The following is a 19,109-nucleotide window of genomic DNA, read 5'->3' on the forward strand; positions in this document are numbered from 1 at the left end:
ACGGCTGCCGGTGCGGGGGTACAGCATGTCCCGGCGTGGCGGATCGGTCAATGAACCGACGGTCCACGCGAAAGGCCGGTCCCGCCCGCGGCAGGCCGGTCCCGCCCGGGAAGCCCGGACGGGACCGGCGGGATCAGCGGGTCCGGCGGGCTCAGCGGTCGAAGTAGTCCGGCTGCGTCTGGACGTTGAGTTCGTCCGTCCGCACCCGCTTCGCCGGGTCGGTCCGCCGGTCGTCGATCTTCAGGACGTCGAAGCCCTTGGCGATGTCGTTGGAGTAGATGTAGCCGTTGTAGTAGTACGCCGACCACGGGCCGGCGGTGGTGACCTCGTCGGTGGTGACGGGGCCGCGCTCGAAGAAGCCGATCTCCTTCGGGTGGGAGGAGTCGGTGAAGTCCCACACCGAGACACCGCCCTGGTACCAGGCCTGGACCATCAGGTCGCGGCCCTTGACCGGGATGATCGAACCGTTGTGGGCGACGCAGACCTCGGTGTCTGCCTGCGGGCGGTCGATCTTGAAGTAGCTGCGGAAGACGAGCTTGCGGTGATCGCCCTTGCCGACGATGTCGTAGATGCCGTCGGCGCCGCGCTTCGGGCCGATCTCCTCGTTGCAGGTGGCCGCGCCGCCACCGCCGAGCTCGTCGGTGAAGACGACCTTGTCCGCCCGCTGGTTGAACGTCGCGGAGTGCCAGAACGCGAAGTTCACGTTGTCCTGCACCCGGTCGATGATCTTCGGGTTCTCCGGGTCCTTGATGGAGAACAGCAGACCGTCACCCATGCAGGCACCGGCAGCCAGGTCCTTGGACGGCAGCACGGTGATGTCGTGGCAGCCCGTGGTCTTGGAGACACCCGGGTTGGTGGGTCCGCCCGGGTTGCCGCCGTCCGGGAAGAGAACCGGGAAGTTCACGATGCGGGCCTCTTCGGGCGCCTTGCGCGGCACCTTGATGACGGAGATCCCGTCGTGCGGCGGCTGGCAGTCCGGGAACGTCTCGTTCGGCGAGTACGAGGACACGTACACGTAGACGTTGTTGCGCTCCGGAACCAGGGTGTGGGTGTGCGATCCGCACGCGGTCTCGACGGCGGCGACGTACTTCGGGTTGCGCTTGTCGCTGATGTCGAAGACCTTCATGCCCTCCCAGGAGGACTTCTCCGTGGCGGGCTGGGTGGTGCTGGAGCACGAGTTGTCGCTGCGCGAGGAGTCCGTGGACAGGAACAGCAGGTTCCCGGAGACGGAGATGTCGTTCTGCGATCCGGGACACAGCACCTGGGCGACGGTGCGGGGCGCCTTCGGGTTGCTGATGTCGAAGATCCGGAAGCCGTCGTAGTTTCCGGCGAAGGCGTACTTCCCCTGGAAGGCCAGGTCGGTGTTCAGTCCCTGGAGCGCGTCCTTGGGGACATTGGCGAGGTGGGTGATGTTGCGGCTGTGGACGATCTCGTCCACGCCCGGTATCTCACCGCTTCGGATCGCGGCGGCCGCCTCCGCCTCCTGGCTCGCGGAGACATCGGTTCGGCTCACGGCCGCGTCCCCGGGGTCGGGTGTCGCGGCCGCGGGCCCGGCCATCAGCAGAGTGGCGAAGAGCCCGGCGGCGGCTGCCGCCACGCCCAGACGTCTGCGCCGCACCGGGGTGGTGTGCAACGAGGTCACTGCGTCCTCCCATGGATCCAAAAGTAGGTGACCGGTTCACGGACTCCGGCAGTATGGTCCCTGCCATGGACATCTCAACAGATGGCAACAGAGACGTAATGAAAGTTTTTGATCAAAGCTGTGCGTTGGCGTGCTAGGACAGAGCGCAACCAGCCCTGTGCCAACGGAGGTCGCTTTGTTGATTCGTCGTCAGTCCTTGCGGTTGCGCCGATTCGTTCTCGGTGCGGCCGTCGCGGCAGCCGTGCTCACGTCGGCCGGCTGCGACGCGGACGGTGGTGACAGCGGCTCGAAGTCCGGGGCCCACCAGGCCGGTTCGGTCGTGGCGCCCGGGAAGCCGGGCGAGCCCGCACGGACGCTCTCGCCCTCGGAAGCCGTCAAGGAAGCCGGGGTCGACAGTCCCAACTCGGCGGACGTCCGTTATGTGCAGCTGATGATCCAGCACCACACTCAGGCCCTGGAGTTGACCGGGCTGGTCCCCAGCCGCTCCCGTTCGGACACGGTCAAGAGGCTCGCCGAACGCATCACCGCCGCCCAGCGGCCCGAGATCGGCGCGATGGAGGGATGGCTGTCGCGTCACGGCCGGTCCGGGCAGTCCGGCAAGCACGACCACGGAGCGATGCCCGGTATGGCCACGGCCGGCCAGCTGGAGCAGCTCAGGGCCGCGAAGGGCACGGCCTTCGACCGGTTGTTCCTGAAGTTGATGATCACGCACCACCAGGGCGCCGTCACCATGGCCACCGACGTCCTCTCCGAGGGGAACAACGTGCAGGTCGAGGAGATGGCGGGCGACGTCGTGGCCCAGCAGACCACCGAGATCAACCGGATGCGCGCCCTGTCCTCCTGACGACGGACAGTGGGCCGGTGCACACGCTGTGGAACGAAGAGCATCGGGCGCGCCTCTCCCCCACCGGGTCCGCCGGTGCGATGCTGGAGACACCCTCCGGGAAGAGGTGCGCCGTGCTTCGTGTCGCCGTCGTCGGCTCCGGCCCCAGCGGGGTCTACACCGCTCAGGCCCTGGTGACCCAGACCCTGCTGCCCGATGTGCGGGTGCACGTCCTGGACCGGCTGCCCTGTCCGTACGGGCTGGTGCGGTACGGCGTCGCACCGGACCACGAGAAGATCAAGTCGCTGCAGCAGAGCCTGCGCGCCGTCCTGGAACACGAGCGCGTCACCTTCGTGGGCAATGTCGCCGTGGGCGGGGACGGCGTGCCGCCCGAGCGGCTGGGCGAGCTCTACGACGCGGTCGTCTACTGCGTGGGAGCGGCTACGGACCGTCCGCTGGGCATCCCGGGCGAGGACCTGCCCGGGAGTCACTCGGCGACCGAGTTCGTCTCCTGGTACAGCGCCCACCCTGATGCGGCGACGGACCTCTTCGCGCTGAGGGCCCGCTCGGCCGTCGTGATCGGGGTCGGCAACGTGGCCGTCGACGTGGCGCGGATCCTGGCGCGGGGCGCCGATGAGCTGAGGCCCACCGATGTGCCGCAGCCCGCGCTCGGCGTGCTGGCCGGCAGCCGGGTACGCGAGGTGCACATGGCGGGCAGGCGGGGCCCCTCCCAGGCCCGGTTCACCACCAAGGAGCTCCGCGAACTCGGCTCGCTCCCCGGGGCCCGCATGGTCGTGGACCCGGCGGAGCTCGCCCTGGACCCCGCGTACGGCGATGCGGTCCCCGGCGCCCCGCCGCTGCCGGCGATGGTACGGCGGAACCTCGACGTCCTGCGCGGATGGGCGTCCGCTGCGCCCCGGGCGGACGACCGCCGCCCCCGGACGATCGGACTGCGGTTCTTCCTGCGCCCGGTCGAGCTGCTGGAGCGCGGTGGCCGGGTGGCCGGGGTCCGGTTCGCCCGTACCGCCCCGGACGGAAACGGCGGGGTGCGCGACACCGGTACGTACGAGGAGATCAGTGCCGAACTCGTACTGCGGGCGGTCGGCTACCGCGGCATGCCGCTGCCCGGGCTGCCGTTCGACGCGGTGCACGGCACGGTGCCCCACCGGGCCGGGCGGGTGCTGCGGGACGGGGTGCCTTCGCCCGGGGAGTACGTGGCGGGGTGGATCAAGCGCGGCCCGACCGGGGTCATCGGTTCGAACCGTTCGTGCGCGAAGGAGACCGTCGGATCGCTGATCGAGGACGCGCCCCTCCTGGCCTCACACCCGTCGGTCCCGGACCCACTGGCCGTGCTCCGGTCCTGGGGGCTGCGGCCGGTGGAGTGGGACGGCTGGCTGTCCATCGAGCGCGCGGAGGCGACGCTGGGCCGCTCGCTCGGCCGGGGACCGGTCAAGATCCCGGACTGGCCGGGTCTGATGGGCGCGGCACACGGCGACGGCCCGGCGTGACGACACGACCGTCCGGACCGGCGCGAAGCGTCCCCGCCACCCGCACGAAGAATTCCCCGGCACCGGCGCGAAGCGTCCCCACGCGGCCGCGGTCAGCCCTCGCGGAGGCGGCCCGCCTGGAGGTCGGCCGCTTCGAGCACGCGGTCGAGCAGTCCGGGGAAGAGCGCTTCCAGGTCCTCACGCCGGAGCCCGTTCATCTTGGCCGTTCCGCGGTAGATCTGCTGGACGATGCCGCTCTCCCGGAGCACCCGGAAGTGATGCGTGCTGGTCGACTTCGTCACCGGGAGATCGAACCGGGAGCAGGTGAGCTCGGCGTCGGCGGCGGCCAGCTCGCGGACCACACACAGCCGGACCGGGTCCGAGAGCGCGTGCAGGACCGACTCGAGCCTGATCTCGTCGCGCGCGGGATGGGCCAGCGTACGGGCGCCGGCCGCCGGGTCTGTGGCGCTGGCAGGGGTCACGGTCGCTCCGCATCGTCGCATCGTCCGGGGATCCCCATGATACGAGGCCCGTCGTAGTACGACTCATTAGGACAGAATCCGACCTGAAGGATGGCTAGCGTGGTGGTAGCCGGGCACGGGGCCCGACGGCCTGAGGAGGCGCAGCCGGATGACGGACACCCAGGACACCCAGGAAACTCCTGACACCCCGGAGAACGCACGTCACTTCGCGCGGACCGCCCAGCTCGAATCGTGGCTGGAGCAGCACCATGCCGACCGGACCGGGCTCTGGCTGAAAATCGCCAAGCGGGACTCCGGCGTGGAGTCGGTGAGCGCCTCCGAGGTCATCGACTCCGCGCTCTGCTTCGGCTGGATCGACGGGCAGCGCAAGTCCTTCGACGCCGTGTACTACCTCCAGCGGATCACGCCCCGCCGGCGCCGGAGCGCCTGGTCGCTGATCAACGTGGAGAAGGTCGGGGAACTGACCGGGGCCGGGCGGATGCGCCCGGCCGGGCTCGCCGAGGTCGAAGCCGCACGTTCCGACGGGCGGTGGGCGGTGGCGTACCCGTCACAGAGCAGGGCCACCGTCCCGGACGACCTCGTCGCGGCCCTGGCGGCGGACGACGCGGCGCGGGTCTTCTTCGACCGGCTCAGCAGGTCGGACCGCTATCTGGTGCTCCTGCGTCTCATGACGGCCACGACCCCCGAAGTCAGGGCGGCCCGCCTCCAGAAGGCGGTGGCCTCCATGGCGGCGGGCCGCAAGGTCCGCTGATGCCCGGTCAGCCGCTCAGCAGCTCCGGGTCCTTGGCGAGCGAGGCGAGCCGGCCGCCCGGGTCGACGACCAGCCTGCGCGTCGCCAGGTCGAGGATGCCGGCCACGCCCGAGACCTCGGCGGCCACCGTGCCGTCCTCCTTGAGGATCTGCTGGGCGATGGTGAACGTCTTGCCCGGCCCGTAGTCGAACCGGCAGGACACCCGTACGCGTTCCCCGCCGCGCAGTTCCCTGCGGTACTTGACCGTGACCTCCAGCGCCACCGGCCCCACCCCGTCGGACAGCAGCTTCTCCTGGGACAGCCCGGCGGCCCGCAGCATCTCCCAGCGCGCGTGTTCGGCGTACTGGAGGTATACCGCCTGGTTGAGATGCCCCTGCGTATCGAGTTCGTAGCCCCGTACGGTCACGTCCACAAAAAAGGTCATGGACATCGAAACAGCCGGGCCCATTCCCGCATTCCCGCACCGCGCGAGCGGTGGCGCGCCGGTCAGTCCGTCGCCGCGACCAGGTGCGGGAACCTCAGCTCCGTGCGGCTGGAGAAGACGTCGTCCGGACGCAGGACGGTGCTGGGGTGGCCGGGCCGGTTGGGCGAGTCGGGCAGGTGCTGGGTCTCCAGGCAGATGGCGCTGTGGCGCTCGTGGTGCCCGCCGCCGGGGGCGGGCAGGGTGCCGTCCAGCTGGTTGGCGGTGTAGACCTGGATGCCCGGTTCGGTCGTCCACACCTCCATGACCCGTTCGGCGCCCGGGGCGGTCAGCCGGGCGGCGCGGCGCAGGCCGTCCGGTGTTCCGGCGGTGTCCAGGACCCAGCAGTGGTCGAACCCGCCGGCCCTGCGCAGCTGCTCGTCCGGGAGCGCGATGCGGTCCCCGATGCGGTGCGGTGCGGTGAGGTCGAACGGGGTCGCGTGCACCGCCGCGGCCGGGCCTTCCGGGATGCCCTCGTCGTCCACGGGGAGGTAGTGGCCGGCGTCCACCTGGAGCGTGTGCCCGAGGATGTCGCCCTGTGCGGTGAGGTCGAAGTACGCGTGGTTGGTGAGGTTGACGACGGTGGGGCGGTCCGTGCCGGCGGTGTAGTCGAGGGCGAGGGTGCCCGCCGTGTCGAGGGTGTACGTCACGGCGACGTCCAGCGCGCCGGGGAAGCCCATGTCGCCGTCGGGGCTGTGCAGGGTGAGCCGGAGCGTCGCCGCGGTGTCGGTGGCCTCGCCCTCGGCCTGCCAGACGCGGGTGTGGAAGCCGTCCGGGCCGCCGTGCAGGGCGTGGCCCCGGTCGGTGGCCGGGACTCGGTACGCCTCCCCGTCCAGGACGAAGCGGCCGTGCGCGATGCGGTTGGCGAAGCGGCCGATGAGGGCGCCGAAGAACGGGTTCTTGCCCGTGTAGTCGTCCAGGGAGACCAGGGACCGCACGACCGACGCGGACGCTCCCCGGGTGTCCGGCACGGTGAGGCGGTGCAGGATGCCGCCGTAGCTGAGGATCTCCGCCCGGACTCCGGTGCCGGAGTCGAGCGTCCAGACGTCGACGTCCGTGTGCCCGTGGGCGCCGAACGGTTTGCGGTTCACGGTGGGGCGAGGCATCAGAGATCCTTGGGACGAGCGGACGGCCCGGCGGGACGAGAACGGCGGGCCTGGACACAATCGCCGGACTCCCCCGGCAGTGCGGGGGTCCGGTGCCGGATCTACGGTCCGGCGGCGGGCTCGGCGGCCGGCCGGGGAACGGTGGATTCACGGACGACGAGACGGTAGCCGGGCCGGGGCCGCCGGGGTTCGGACACCGGGTTGCCGGAGAGCCGTTCGACGAGGCTGTCGACGGCGAGCCGGGCGATCGCCTCCTTGTCGGGGGCCACCGTGGTGAGCGTGGTGGCCCCGTAGAGGCTCTCCTCGATGTTGTCGAACCCGACGACGGCCACGTCCTCGGGGATGCGCAGTCCCCGTTCGGACAGGGTGCGCATCGCCCCGATGGCGATGAGGTCGTTGTACGCGAACACGGCGTCGGGCCGCTCGCCGCGGTCCAGGAGGGCGGCCATGCCGGTGGCCCCGTCCTCGCGGCCGTACCCGTCGGTGACGACCACGAGCGACTCGTCGGCCTCGATGCCCGCGGCGGCGAGCTCCTCGCGCCAGCCGCGCAGCCGCAGATGGGCGGGCTGGCGTTCGCGTCCGGTGCGCGAGCCGAGGAAGGCGATCCTGCGGTGGCCGTGGTCGATGAGGTGGCGCACGGCCTCGCGGGACGCCGCCACGTTGTCGATGGCGATGTGGTCGTACGGGGCCTCGTACTCGCGCTCGCCGAGCAGCACCAGGGGCGCTGTCTCGGTACGCGCCATCAGGTCCTCGGTCTCCAGATGGATCGGGCTGAGGATGAGGCCGTCGATCACATGGGACCGGAAACCCTGACTGACCAGGAGTTCCTTCTCCCGCAGCCCGCCGGTGTGGTCGACCAGCACGGTGTAGTCGTGCCGGGCGGCCGCGTCGACGACCTCGCCGGCCAGCTCCGCGAAGTACGGGTTGCCGAACTCGGGGACGGCGAGGGCGATGATGCCGGTGCGGCCCTTGCGCAGATGGCGTGCGGTGAGGTTCGGCCGGTAGCCGAGCTCGTCGATGGCCTGCTGCACCTTGGCCCGCATCTTCGGTGTGACGTGCTGATAGTTGTTCACCACGTTCGACACGGTCTTGATGGACACGCCCGCCCGTTGTGCAACGTCCTTGAGGCTGACGCCCACGGCACTCCCTGAAATCGACTGGTCGCGCGTTGACGCGCGGTGGCCCGGCTCTGCCGGTTCGGCTCGAACGGTGCCGGGGCCGCCGGCCCCGGCACCGGTTCAGGTGCTTCTGCGGCTGCGCGCCAGATAGCGCTGGGCCACGACGACAACGATAAGGAATCCGCCGCTGACGACGGACTGGTACGAGGAGTTCAGCGATCCGATCTGGTTGATCAGGTTCTGGATGACCTGGAGCAGCAGCACGCCCCAGAGCGTTCCGCTGATCGATCCGGCACCGCCGACCAGGAGGGTGCCTCCGATCACGACGGCTGAGATCGCGTCGAGCTCCATGCCCACGCCGACGATCGTGACGCCGGAGGAGAGCCTGGCGGCGCTGAGCGCGCCGGCGAGCCCTGCCAGCAGCCCGCTGAGCGTGTAGACGAGGATCTTCGTACGGGCGACGGGCAGGCCCATCAGCATGGCCGCGTCGCTGCTGCCGCCGACCGCGAACAGCGTCTGCCCGAACGACGTGCGCTGGAGGACCAGTCCGCCGATGCCGAACAGCGCCAGGGCGATCAGGACCGGGTATCCGAAGCCCCACACACTGCCCTGTCCGAGTTCGGCGAACGCGGAGCCCTTGGGGATCAGGTAGGTGGTGGCACCCTCGTCGGTGATCGCGAGGAGCAGACCGCGCGCCCCCAGCAGGGTGGCGAGCGTGACGATGAACGGTGCCATCCCGGCACGGGCCACCAGGAAGCCGTTGAGCAGTCCGATCGCACCGCACACGACGAGCGGGACGAACAGCGCGGCGAGGAAGCCCCATTGGGAGGCCCAGGCGGCGAGGACGCCGCCCAGGGCGAAGACGGAGCCGACGGACAGGTCGATGCCGCCGGTGATGATGACCATCGTCATGCCGAGGGCGACCACGGCGCCGAAGGAGGCCTGGACGGTCACGCCTCGCGCGTTGTCCAGGGTGCCGAACGTCGGGTAGACGAAGGACGCGACGATGACCACCGTGAGCAGGACCGCGAGCACGCCCTGGCGCTGGAGGAGTTCGGCGATGCGTTGTCCGGCCGGGGGACGCGCCGCGCCGGTGCCGGACACTGCCGGGGCCTTGCGCGGAACCGGGGCCTGGACCGCGGGGGCGGGTGAGGTTTCGTTCATCGGGACCGACGCTCCCGGGCGACGTAGACGGCGGCGATGATGATGGCCGCCTGGGCGATCTGTGCGGTGGAGTCGGGCAGGTCGTGCTTGACGAGGGTGGCGCGCAGCAGCTGCATCAGCAGGGCGCCGGCGACCGTGCCGAGAACCCGGATGGAACCGCCGTTGAGCGGGGTGCCCCCGACGACGACCGCCGTGATGGCGGAGAGTTCCATGAGGGTGCCGAGCGAGGAGGGGTCGCTGGCGGTGAGCCGGGCCGTGGCGAGGATGCCGGCCAGGGCGGCCAGGACCCCGCAGAGCACGTACACACCGATGAGTACACGGCGGACCGGCAGTCCGGCGAGTGCGGCCGCGGACCGGTTGCCGCCGATGGCGACGACCTGACGGCCGAACGTGGTGCGCTGGACCAGGAAGGCGACGGCGACCGCGAGGACCGCGGCGATGAGCACGACCAGCGGAATGCCGAGGAAGGAGCCGGTGCCGAGCGACAGCAGGTCGGGGTTGACGATCTGCTTGAGCTGACCGTCCGCCATGACCAGGGCCAGGCCCCGGCCGCCGACGAACAGGGCGAGGGTGGCGACGATGGGCTGCAGTCCGACGAGCGAGACCAGGGAGCCGTTGATCGCTCCGACGACGGCGCCGGCCAGCAGCGCCATGACGAGGGCGGGCACCAGTCCGTACCCGAGGTACAGCGGCAGCAGCGCGGTGGCCAGCGCCATGGTCGAGCCGACGGAGAGGTCGACGCCCTCGGTGCCGATGACGAGCGCCATGCCGAGGGCGACGATGACGATGGGGGCGACCTGGACGAGCTGGGTGCGGAGGTTGTCCGCGGTCATGAAGTGCTCGGTGAACAGGGCGTTGAAGAGAAGGACGACCGCGACGGCGAGGTAGACGCCGTACTCCTGGTACCAGGCGGGGTCGCGCAGCCGGGCGAGCGGCCGGGCTGCGGGGGTGGCGAGTGCGGCCTGGGTCATCGGGGGTCCTCCTTGGCGGCCGGGGCGTTGCCTGCGGGCGCCGGTGAGTGGTCGGCGAGCACGGCGAGCAGATGGCTCTCGGCCACCTCGTCGCCCGACAGTTCGCCCGCGACCGCGCCGCCGCGCAGGACGACGATGCGGTCGGCGCCCTCGATGAGTTCCTCGATGTCGGAGGAGATGAGCAGGACGGCGAGGCCCTCGCGGGCGAGGTCGTCGATGAGGCTCTGGACCTCGGCCTTGGCACCGACGTCGATGCCGCGGGTGGGTTCGTCGAGCAGCAGGACCTTGGGCTCCAGGCAGAGCCAGCGGGCCAGCAGGACCTTCTGCTGGTTGCCTCCGGAGAGCTCGCCGACCTTCTGCTCGGGGCTCGCGGCCTTGATCCGCAGCCGCTTCATGAAGATGTCGACGATCCGGTCCTGCTTGGCGCGCGAGACGATGCCGGCGCGGGAGAGGCGGGGCATCGCGGCCAGCACGATGTTCTCGCGGACCGAGAGCCCGGGCACGATGCCTTCGGCCTTGCGGTCCTCGGGCAGCAGGCTGATGCCCGCCCGGATGGCGCCGGCGGAGGTGAGGCGGCGCAGGGTGCGGCCGCCGATGCTCAGTTCACCGGCGTCCAGGCTCAGCGCGCCGGCCAGGGCCTTCGCGGTCTCGCTGCGGCCGGAGCCGAGGAGCCCGCCGAGACCCAGCACCTCACCCGCGTACAACGACAGGGATATGTCGTGGAGCTGGTGGTCGCGGGAGAGGCCGGTCGCGGTGAGCACGGGGGTGCGGGAGGCGTCGTGGCCCTCGGAGCCGAAGCTGGTGACTCCGTCACGGCGGACCTCGGCCATGTCGCGGCCGAGCATCATCGAGACGAGCTGCATGCGGTCGAGGTCGGCGAGGTCCCCGGTGTGGATGTGCCGGCCGTCGCGGAGCACGGTGACGCGGTCGCAGATCCGGTAGAGCTCGTCCATACGGTGGCTGACGTAGAGCACGGCGATGCCGCGTGCGCGCAGGTCCTCGATGACCCGGAAGAGGGTCTCGACCTCGCGCGGCTCCAGCGAGGAGGTGGGCTCGTCCATGATGACGACCTGGGCGTTGACCGAGACGGCGCGGGCCAGCGCGACCATCTGCTGGGTGCCGATGCCCAGGGTGTGCAGGGGCCTCTTCGGGTCGACGCGTACGCCGAAGCCGTCGAGGAGTTCGGTGGTCTCGCGGTGCATCCGGGAGAAGTCGATCAGGCCGAACCGGTTCTTGGGTTCACGGCCCAGGAAGATGTTGCGCGCCACGCTCATGAGCGGGACGAGGTTCACCTCCTGGTAGATCGTGGAGATGCCGGCCTGCTGGGCCTCGAACGGCCGGGCGAACGCGATCTGTTCGCCTGCCAGCCTCAGTTCGCCCTCGTCGGGCCGGTAGACGCCGGTCAGCACCTTGATCAGGGTGGACTTGCCGGCTCCGTTCTCCCCCACGAGCGCGTGGGTCTCCCCGGCGCGCAGGGTGAAGGAGACGTCGTCGAGGGCGACGACGCCCGGGAAACGCTTGCTCACCGAGCGGGCTTCGAGGACGGACGCGGCCGACGCGGGGTCCGGTGACACACCGGCGGCCGGCGCGGGCGCCTCCGTCACGTCGGCGGGCGACGCGGATGCCTCCTTCGCGCCGGCGGCCGGCTGCGGCGGCTGCGGTACTGCTTCGGGTGGTGCCATGGCTGTTCTTGGCCTTCCGCTCTTCCAAGGGTGTGGGCCCGGGGCCGCCGTGACGGGTGGCGGCGTCACGGCGGCGGGTGGTGGTAGTGGTCGTGGTGGTCCGGCGGGTCCGGTACGGACCGGGGGCCGCGTACGAACCGGTACGCGGCCGGACCGGGGGGCCGCGTACGAACCGGGAGCCGTATACGGACCGGTACGCGGCCGGACCGGCCTGCGGGCCCCGCCTGCTACGGGCAGGCGGAGCCCGTCCCGGTCAGAACGCGCCGCCGAGCGAGGCCTTCGCGTTGGACTCGTCGTAGGCGCGGTCGGTGATGATGACGTTCTCCGGGATCTCCTCACCGGCGTAGAACTTCTGGGCGGTCGCGAAGGCCAGCGGGCCGAAGCGCGGGTTCGACTCGATGACGGCGTTGTACTCGCCGTTGACCAGGGCCTGGACGGCGTTGCGGGTGCCGTCGACGGAGACGACCTTGACGTCCTTGCCGGGCTTCTTGCCGGCGGCCTTCAGGGCGGTGACCGCGCCGAGACCCATCTCGTCGTTCTCCGCGTAGACGGCGGTGATGTCGGGCTTGGACTGGATCAGCTGCTCCATGACCTGCTGGCCCTTGTCGCGGGCGAACTCGCCGGTCTGCTGGGCGACGATCTCCAGGCCGGGGGCCTTGGCCTTCAGCTGGTCGACGAAGCCCTTGGTGCGGTCCGTGGTGACGTTGTTGCCCGAGGCGCCGAGGAGGATGGCGACCTTGCCCTTGCCGCCGGTCGTCTTGATCATCGCGTCAGCGGCGCGCTTGCCCTGCTCCACGAAGTCGGAGCCGAGGAAGGCCACGTAGTCCTTGCAGGCGGTGGAGTTGACCTTGCGGTCGATCGTGAGGACCGGGACCTTCTTGGCCGCGGCGGCCTTCAGCGCCGGCTCCAGACCGTCCGAGTTCAGCGGGGCGACGATCAGGAACTGGGCTCCCTGCGACAGCATGTCCTGGATGTCGCTGATCTGCTTGGACAGCTGCGACTGGGCGTTGGTGGTGAGCAGCTTCTTGACGCCGACCTTCTTCGCCTCGTCCTTGATGGACTGGGTCTCGGCGATCCGGAAGGGGTTGGCTTCCTTCTCGGACTGGGAGAAGCCGACCACGGCGTTCTTCAGGTCCAGCTTCGGCGCACCGTAGGTCTGCAGCGAGCAGCCTGAACCGGAGGAGGACTCCGGGGTCTTGGCCGCCTGAGCGCCCTGGCTGGTGTCGGAGGTCGCGTTGTCCGAGGTCTCCGACTTGGAGCAGCCGGAGGCGGCCAGCGTGGCCGTGGCGGCGAGGAGGCAGGCCACGGCGAGGGTACGGGTTCGGCGCTGGATCATCATGCGCGGGAGCTCCTTGGCGGGATGACGGCACGCCGATGGGCGTGCGGTCGGGCATGGCTGGACGATGCATCGGCTGCCGCTCGGCGGCTGATGTCACTGCATTCCTCACGACCCCGCTAGCTGGACAAACTGCGGTCGTGAGTGTCTGCGCGGCCTCTCGGCGGCTCGGTTTACAACGTTATATAGGCGCCGCGGCACGGGCGGCAAGAGCGTGGTCGATGCGTTTCCAAAATGTGTCGAAGTCACGCGGCCCCGGTGAACCGCTCCCGCCCCACAGTTGTCGCCGCACCCCTGGACAGCAGGCCGGCGCCGTGCTGTCATACCGCCGGTACCCAATTTTCCAACGTTGCAAGCACGTTGCCGCGCCACCCCCTCCGGTCGCGACGGCGTGCCTTGCCGTGCGCGCGTCCGGGATCCGCACCCGGGCCCGTTGGGCGGCCTGGCGAGGCCCGCAGTGTCCGGCAAGTCCCGCAGTGTCATGTGCCGTTTCCGAGCCGGTGCCCCACACGGCCGGCCGAGAGCAGGAGCCCTCCATGCCCCTGAACCGCAGACAACTCATGGCCGGCGCGCTGGCCACCGCCGCCGCCGCCACCGCCGCCTCCGGCCGCTGGGCCACCACCGCGACCGCGGCCGGACACCGGGCGAAGCCGGCGCACGGCGGCCACTACTCCCCCAACGCCGCACCGCTGCACCCGACCGCGTTCCTGAAGCTCCCGCCCGGCCGGGTCACCGCGCGCGGCTGGCTGGCCGGACAGCTGAAGCTCCAGCTGGACGGATTGTGCGGCCGCTACGAGGAGTTCTCGCACTTCCTCGACTTCACCGCCACCGGCTGGGTCCGCCCCGAACTCGGCGGCTGGGAGGAAGTCCCGTACTGGCTGCGCGGATACACCGACCTCGCGATCGTGACCGGCGACGCCAAGGCCCTCGCCGCCGTGCGCCGCTGGTTCGACGCGATCCTCACCACCCAGCAGCCCGACGGCTTCTTCGGCCCGAAGGCGCTGCGTACGTCCCTGAACGGCGGCCCGGACTTCTGGCCCTTCCTGCCGCTGATCCAGGCCATGCGCTCCTGGCAGGAGTACGCGGGCGACACCCGCGTCATTCCCTTCCTCAGCCGGTTCTTCCGCTACATGAACGCCCAGGGGCCCGGCGCCTTCAACACCAGCTGGATAGCCCTGCGCTGGGGCGACGGCCTGGACAGCGTCTTCTGGCTCTTCAACCGCACCGGCGACACCTTCCTCCTCGACCTCGCCGACAAGATCCACGCGAACGGCGCCGACTGGGGCGACAACCTGGTCAACCCGCACAACGTGAACATCGCGCAGGGCTTCCGCGAGCCGGCCCAGTACGCGCTGCGCAGCGGTTCCGCCGAGGACACCCGGAACACGTACGGCACGTACGGCAAGGCCATGGACCAGTACGGGCAGTTCCCCGGCGGCGGCTTCGCCGGGGACGAGAACGCGCGTCCCGGCCACGGAGACCCCCGGCAGGGCTTCGAGACGTGCGGAATCGTCGAGTTCATGGCCAGCCACCAACTGCTCACCCGGATCACCGGCGACCCGCTGTGGGCCGACCGCTGCGAGGAGCTGGCGTTCAACTCGCTGCCCGCCTCGCTCGACCCGTCCGGCAAGGCGGTCCACTACATCACCAGCGCCAACAGCGTGGACCTGGACAACGTGCCGAAGAGCGGCCGGCAGTTCCAGAACGGCTTCGCCATGCAGGCGTTCCTGCCCGGCGTCGACCAGTACCGCTGCTGCCCGCACAACTACGGCATGGGCTGGCCGTACTTCGTCGAGGAGCTGTGGCTCGCCACCCCGGACGGGGGGCTGGCCGCCGCGATGTACGCGAGCTGCGAGGTCACCGCGAAGGTCGCGGACGGCACCGAGGTCACCTTCACCGAGGAGACCGGCTACCCCTTCACGGACACGGTCACCCTGACGCTCAAGGCACCGAAGAGGCTGTCGTTCCCCTTGGTGCTGCGCGTTCCCGCCTGGTGCGACAACCCGGAGATCGAGGTCAACGGGCGTCCGGTCGACGCCCCCGCGGGACCGGCGTTCACCCGCGTCGACCGTACGTGGTCCGACGGCGACCGGGTCACCCTCCGCTTCCCGCAGAGGACCACGGTCCGCACCTGGGAGCACAACCACGGTGCCGTGAGCGTGGACCGCGGCCCCCTCACGTACTCCTTGCGCATCGGCGAGGAGTACGAGCGCATCGGCGGCACCGACCGGTTCCCGGAGTACGCGGTGCACGCCACCGGTCCGTGGAACTACGGGCTCGTCCTCGACGAACGCAAGCCGGCGGCCTCGCTGCGCCATCACAGCGTCCGCCCCGTCAAGGACACCAACCCGTTCACGCTCGACGGCACCCCGCTGACCATGACGGCGAGGGCCCGGCGGATCCCGGAGTGGACGGCGGACGGGGAGCACGTCGTCGCCCCGCTCCAGGACGGTCCGGCCGGCAGCTCCGAGCCGGTGGAGGAGATCACGCTCGTCCCGATGGGAGCGGCGCGGCTGCGCATCACCTCGTTCCCCACGACCGATCCGGGCGCGGAGCACTGGCTCTCCAACGGCTGGTACCGGATCCGCAACCGCCACTCCGGCAAGGTCCTCGGCGTCGACACCATGTCCACCGCCAACAGCGCCCACGTCGTCCAGTTCGGTGACACCGGCACCGACGACCACGACTGGCAGCTGGTCCCCGAGGGCGACGGCTGGTACCGGATCCGCAACCGCCACTCCGGCAAGGTCCTCGGCGTGGACAACATGTCCACGGCCGACAGCGCCCACGTCGTCCAGTTCGACGACAACGGCACCGACGACCACCTCTGGCAGCTCGTCCCCGACGGCGACGGCTGGTACCGGATCCGCAACCGCCACTCCGGCAAGGTCCTCGGCGTGGACAACATGTCCACGGCCGACAGCGCCCACGTCGTCCAGTTCGACGACAACGGCACCGACGACCACCTCTGGCAGCTCGTCCGGCCCTCCTGACTGTTCCACGCACCCCCGCACCGCTCCCCGCGCCACCCGGCGCGGGGAGTTTCCCGTACCGGAACAGAACCTCACGAAGGAGACAAGAAATGAGTCGTTTACGTGTGCCCGGCCGGAGGCCGTGGTGGAGACGGGCGGTCGTCACGACCGGACTGCTGGCGCTGGTGTCCTCGGCGCTGGTGGGAGTCGGGGCGGCGCCCGCCGGTGCCGCCTCCTGGGCGCCCAAGCCGTCCCCGATGACGACGCCGTGGACCGGCCAGGTCCCCGTCGACACACCGCTGCCGGAGTACCCGCGTCCGCAGCTGACCCGCCCCGACTGGGCCAATCTCAACGGCATCTGGGACTTCGCGGTGACCGGCAGGGACGCCGGGCAGCCGGCCTCGTTCCCTGATCAGATCCGGGTCCCGTTCGTCGCGGAGTCCGCGCTCTCCGGCATCCAGCGCAAGATCACCGAGAACGACAAGCTCTGGTACAAACGCTCCTTCACCGTGCCGTCGAACTGGAACGGCCGCCGGGTCGAGCTCAACTTCGGCGCCTCCGACTGGCAGACCACTGTCTGGGTCAACGGCACCCAGGTCGGCGCGCACAAGGGCGGCTACGACTCGTTCGCCTACGACATCACCCCGCAGCTCAACGGCGGTACGAACACCGTCGTGGTCTCCGTGTACGACCCGACGCAGACCGGCGGGCAGGCCGTCGGCAAGCAGCGGATCAACGACGTGCAGCCGCACAACGGCGGCGGCATCTTCTACACCGCGGCCTCCGGCATCTGGCAGACGGTCTGGCTCGAACCGGTCGCGGCCGCCCACATCACGCGTCTCGACATGACGCCGAACCTGGGCAACAGCACCCTGCGGGTGAAGGTCCAGGGCGCCTCCGCGTCCGGCCGCACCACCCGGGTCACCGTCTCCAGTGGCGGGAACGTCGTCGGCACGGCGACCGGAACCGTCGGCGCCGAGATCTCCGTACCGGTGCCGAACCCGCGTCTGTGGACTCCTGAGGACCCGTTCCTGTACGACGTGAAGGCGGAGCTGCTCGACGGATCGGCGGTCACCGACTCGGCCGCCGGTTACACGGGCATGCGGTCGATCGCCGTGGCGAAGGTCGACGGCGTCCTGCGTCCGGTCCTCAACGGGAAGTTCGTCTTCCAGTCCGGAACCCTTGACCAGGGCTACTGGCCGGACGGCATCTACACCGCGCCGACCGACGCCGCCCTGAAGTCGGACCTCCAGGCGCACAAGGACCTCGGCTTCAACATGGTCCGCAAGCACATCAAGGTCGAACCGCAGCGCTGGTTCTACTGGGCGGACAAGCTGGGCCTGCTGGTCTGGCAGGACATGCCGGCCATGGACACCGGCAAGAGCCCCGGCACGGCGGCCCGCACCCAGTGGGAGGCCGAGTTCCACGCCATCATCGACCAGCACCGCAGCTCGCCGTCCCTGGTGATGTGGGTCGACCAGAACGAGGGCTGGGGACAGTACGACCAGGCCAGGATCGCCAACGAGGTGAAGGCGTACGACCCGTCCCGGCTGGTCAACAACATGAGCGGGGTCAACTGCTGCGGGTCGGTGGACGGCGGCAACGGGGACGTGGTCGACAACCACATCTACGTCGGCCCCGGCAACACCGCGCCGACCGCGACCCGGGCGGCCGTCCTCGGCGAGTTCGGCGGCCTCGGCTACAAGGTCCCGGGGCACGAGTGGTTTCCCGGCGGTGGATTCAGCTACGAGGACCAGGCGAGCGTCTCCGCGCTGAACAACCGGTTCGTGGGACTGCTCGACAGCATCCGCGTGGGCCAGCTGCCCGCGGGCCTCTCCGCCTCGGTCTACACGGAGATCACCGATGTGGAGAACGAGGCGAACGGGCTGCTCACCTACGACCGGCAGGTCGTCAAGGTGGACACCGCACGGGTGAAGGCCGCCAATCAGGCCCTCATCAACGCCTCGCGCAACCCGGCCCCGCCGGTGACCCTGCCCACCGGACAGTACAAGTCGCTCCGGGTCACGACCCCCGGGTACACCGACAAGTACCTGCGCCATCAGGATGCGCTGGCCTTCACGTCGGTCGTCGACGGGGCGAGCAGCGCGCTGCTGAAGAACGACTCCACCTGGAAGATCGTCACCGGGCTCGCCAACAGCAACTGCTACTCGCTGGAGTCCCGCAACTATCCCGGCGAGTACCTCAGGCACCGGGACTTCCGGGTGCGCAGGGACGCGAACGACGGCTCGGCGCTCTTCAAGGCCGACGCCACCTGGTGTGCGGTCGCCGGAACGGGAGGCGTGCGGCTGTCCAGCGCCAATCTGCCCGGCAGCTATCTGCGGCACATCGACTCGGAGGTGTGGCTGGCCACACCGGGCGGCGGACACGCCTGGGACAACCCGGCCACCTTCACGGAGGACACCACCTGGGCCGTGGAGGCGCCCTGGGCGCCGTGATCTGACTCCGCCCGCCCTCTCGTGCACGGGCCACGGCCCGGATGCGACGCCGACCGCGTCGTGTCCGGGCCGTCGGCCGTCTACCGCGTACCCGAGCCCGGGGCGACGTACGTGTGCAGCAGCGCCGTCCGGCCGTCGGCCGTCGTCCAGTCGCCGGGACGGCTGCCGGCACGGCGCCATCCGGCCCGTTCGTAGAGGGCCACAGCGGCCTCGCCGCCCTCCTCCACCTCCAGGACCGCCCGCAGCCCCTCATCGGCCGCAGCCTTCGCCACGGTGGCGAGCAGGCCGCTCGCCACGCCGCGCCGGCGCGCCGAGGCGGTCGCGAACAGCCTGGCCACCGAGGCCAGTTCCGCCGGCGGGCGCCCCACGTCCGCTGCGAGCACGTCGTCCGTACGGGTCAGGGCCACATGGCCCAGCACGTCCGGACCGTCCACCGCCACCCAGGCGCCGAGCATGCCGTGCGGTGTCAGCCAGCCACCCGGATCGGCCGGCCACTGAGCCGGGTAGCGGTCCGCGTCGTGCACCGTGGCCAGCGCCTCGACGCACGCCTTCATGTCGTCGTCGCGGCGGCGGCGGATCTCCAGCTCTCCCATGGCCCGATCCTCACACGGTGCCGCCCCGGGCAGGTTCGCCGGGGGCCGGCACAAGCCGCTGCCTGC

At 70.6% G+C, this 19,109-nt stretch carries 15 protein-coding genes; 5 read left to right on the forward strand and 10 right to left on the reverse strand.

All coding sequences use genetic code 11. The features are described 5' to 3' along the window. Positions 1 to 151 precede the first annotated feature (151 nt). The gene (locus ACIQMX_RS23550; protein ID WP_363078240.1) at positions 152 to 1,642 is read right to left on the reverse strand and encodes a hypothetical protein; all 1,491 of its coding nucleotides are present in this window, start codon (positions 1,640 to 1,642) and stop codon (positions 152 to 154) included. A 175-nt stretch (positions 1,643 to 1,817) separates the two neighbouring features. Here ACIQMX_RS23550 and ACIQMX_RS23555 point away from each other — a divergent pair, with 175 nt between their 5' ends. Together ACIQMX_RS23555 and ACIQMX_RS23560 are read left to right on the forward strand one after the other, a co-directional pair. Further along, the gene (locus ACIQMX_RS23555) at positions 1,818 to 2,486 is read left to right on the forward strand and encodes a DUF305 domain-containing protein (RefSeq protein WP_402480802.1); all 669 of its coding nucleotides are present in this window, start codon (positions 1,818 to 1,820) and stop codon (positions 2,484 to 2,486) included. Between the two features lie 113 nt (positions 2,487 to 2,599). Continuing rightward, complete coding sequence (locus tag ACIQMX_RS23560) at positions 2,600 to 3,973, forward strand: FAD-dependent oxidoreductase (protein ID WP_402480805.1); 1,374 nt, start codon at positions 2,600 to 2,602, stop codon at positions 3,971 to 3,973. A 92-nt stretch (positions 3,974 to 4,065) separates the two neighbouring features. Here ACIQMX_RS23560 and ACIQMX_RS23565 read toward each other — a convergent pair whose 3' ends face one another. Next, positions 4,066 to 4,434 (reverse strand): ArsR/SmtB family transcription factor, encoded by a 369-nt coding sequence (locus tag ACIQMX_RS23565; RefSeq protein ID WP_402480808.1) that lies wholly within the window; start codon positions 4,432 to 4,434, stop codon positions 4,066 to 4,068. A gap of 148 nt (positions 4,435 to 4,582) precedes the next feature. Here ACIQMX_RS23565 and ACIQMX_RS23570 point away from each other — a divergent pair, with 148 nt between their 5' ends. Further along, the gene (locus tag ACIQMX_RS23570; protein WP_363078248.1) at positions 4,583 to 5,185 is read left to right on the forward strand and encodes a YdeI/OmpD-associated family protein; all 603 of its coding nucleotides are present in this window, start codon (positions 4,583 to 4,585) and stop codon (positions 5,183 to 5,185) included. 7 nt (positions 5,186 to 5,192) lie between these two features. Here the strand turns inward: ACIQMX_RS23570 and ACIQMX_RS23575 are convergent, their stop codons facing one another. The 7 genes from ACIQMX_RS23575 to ACIQMX_RS23605 form a co-directional block, all read right to left on the reverse strand. Beyond that, positions 5,193 to 5,609 carry a thioesterase family protein gene (locus tag ACIQMX_RS23575; RefSeq protein ID WP_363078250.1) on the reverse strand — a complete coding sequence of 139 codons (417 nt, stop codon included), beginning with the start codon at positions 5,607 to 5,609 and terminating at the stop codon, positions 5,193 to 5,195. 62 nt (positions 5,610 to 5,671) lie between these two features. Then, positions 5,672 to 6,751, reverse strand: a complete 1,080-nt coding sequence (locus tag ACIQMX_RS23580; RefSeq protein WP_402480811.1) for an aldose epimerase family protein — start codon at positions 6,749 to 6,751, stop codon at positions 5,672 to 5,674. A gap of 101 nt (positions 6,752 to 6,852) precedes the next feature. Next, positions 6,853 to 7,890: a LacI family DNA-binding transcriptional regulator gene (locus tag ACIQMX_RS23585; RefSeq protein WP_363078254.1), complete on the reverse strand. Its 1,038-nt coding sequence runs from the start codon at positions 7,888 to 7,890 to the stop codon at positions 6,853 to 6,855. 99 nt (positions 7,891 to 7,989) lie between these two features. Further along, positions 7,990 to 9,033 carry an ABC transporter permease gene (locus tag ACIQMX_RS23590; protein ID WP_363078256.1) on the reverse strand — a complete coding sequence of 348 codons (1,044 nt, stop codon included), beginning with the start codon at positions 9,031 to 9,033 and terminating at the stop codon, positions 7,990 to 7,992. After that, positions 9,030 to 10,004: an ABC transporter permease gene (locus ACIQMX_RS23595; protein ID WP_363078258.1), complete on the reverse strand. Its 975-nt coding sequence runs from the start codon at positions 10,002 to 10,004 to the stop codon at positions 9,030 to 9,032. The genes ACIQMX_RS23590 and ACIQMX_RS23595 overlap by 4 nt, the downstream gene beginning before the upstream one ends. Then, positions 10,001 to 11,686: an ATP-binding cassette domain-containing protein gene (locus ACIQMX_RS23600; RefSeq protein WP_402480815.1), complete on the reverse strand. Its 1,686-nt coding sequence runs from the start codon at positions 11,684 to 11,686 to the stop codon at positions 10,001 to 10,003. Before ACIQMX_RS23600 ends, ACIQMX_RS23595 begins: the two co-directional genes overlap by 4 nt. A gap of 253 nt (positions 11,687 to 11,939) precedes the next feature. Continuing rightward, on the reverse strand, positions 11,940 to 13,025 hold the full coding sequence (locus ACIQMX_RS23605; RefSeq protein WP_363078262.1) for an ABC transporter substrate-binding protein: 1,086 nt from the start codon (positions 13,023 to 13,025) through the stop codon (positions 11,940 to 11,942). Between the two features lie 533 nt (positions 13,026 to 13,558). Between ACIQMX_RS23605 and ACIQMX_RS23610 the strand changes: the two genes are divergently transcribed. Further along, on the forward strand, positions 13,559 to 16,015 hold the full coding sequence (locus tag ACIQMX_RS23610) for an RICIN domain-containing protein (RefSeq protein ID WP_402480818.1): 2,457 nt from the start codon (positions 13,559 to 13,561) through the stop codon (positions 16,013 to 16,015). An 89-nt stretch (positions 16,016 to 16,104) separates the two neighbouring features. Beyond that, the gene (locus tag ACIQMX_RS23615; RefSeq protein WP_402480820.1) at positions 16,105 to 18,450 is read left to right on the forward strand and encodes an AbfB domain-containing protein; all 2,346 of its coding nucleotides are present in this window, start codon (positions 16,105 to 16,107) and stop codon (positions 18,448 to 18,450) included. An 80-nt stretch (positions 18,451 to 18,530) separates the two neighbouring features. On the opposite strand, the gene ACIQMX_RS23620 is transcribed toward ACIQMX_RS23615, so the two are convergent. After that, positions 18,531 to 19,043, reverse strand: a complete 513-nt coding sequence (locus ACIQMX_RS23620) for a GNAT family N-acetyltransferase (protein WP_402480823.1) — start codon at positions 19,041 to 19,043, stop codon at positions 18,531 to 18,533. Positions 19,044 to 19,109 lie beyond the last annotated feature (66 nt).

This window comes from Streptomyces sp. NPDC091416, from assembly GCF_044756845.1.
In the GTDB taxonomy this organism is placed as follows: domain Bacteria; phylum Actinomycetota; class Actinomycetes; order Streptomycetales; family Streptomycetaceae; genus Streptomyces.

Excerpts from the sequence above, each read along its gene's own strand:
- ACIQMX_RS23610 (WP_402480818.1), top strand. The coding sequence starts at position 13,559 with ATGCCCCTGAACCGCAGACAACTCATGGCCGGCGCGCTGGCCACCGCC.
- ACIQMX_RS23580 (WP_402480811.1), bottom strand. The coding sequence starts at position 6,751 with ATGCCTCGCCCCACCGTGAACCGCAAACCGTTCGGCGCCCACGGGCAC.
- ACIQMX_RS23615 (WP_402480820.1), top strand. The coding sequence starts at position 16,105 with ATGAGTCGTTTACGTGTGCCCGGCCGGAGGCCGTGGTGGAGACGGGCG.
- ACIQMX_RS23605 (WP_363078262.1), bottom strand. The coding sequence starts at position 13,025 with ATGATGATCCAGCGCCGAACCCGTACCCTCGCCGTGGCCTGCCTCCTC.
- ACIQMX_RS23595 (WP_363078258.1), bottom strand. The coding sequence starts at position 10,004 with ATGACCCAGGCCGCACTCGCCACCCCCGCAGCCCGGCCGCTCGCCCGG.
- ACIQMX_RS23590 (WP_363078256.1), bottom strand. The coding sequence starts at position 9,033 with ATGAACGAAACCTCACCCGCCCCCGCGGTCCAGGCCCCGGTTCCGCGC.
- ACIQMX_RS23600 (WP_402480815.1), bottom strand. The coding sequence starts at position 11,686 with ATGGCACCACCCGAAGCAGTACCGCAGCCGCCGCAGCCGGCCGCCGGC.
- ACIQMX_RS23575 (WP_363078250.1), bottom strand. The coding sequence starts at position 5,609 with ATGACCTTTTTTGTGGACGTGACCGTACGGGGCTACGAACTCGATACG.
- ACIQMX_RS23620 (WP_402480823.1), bottom strand. The coding sequence starts at position 19,043 with ATGGGAGAGCTGGAGATCCGCCGCCGCCGCGACGACGACATGAAGGCG.
- ACIQMX_RS23570 (WP_363078248.1), top strand. The coding sequence starts at position 4,583 with ATGACGGACACCCAGGACACCCAGGAAACTCCTGACACCCCGGAGAAC.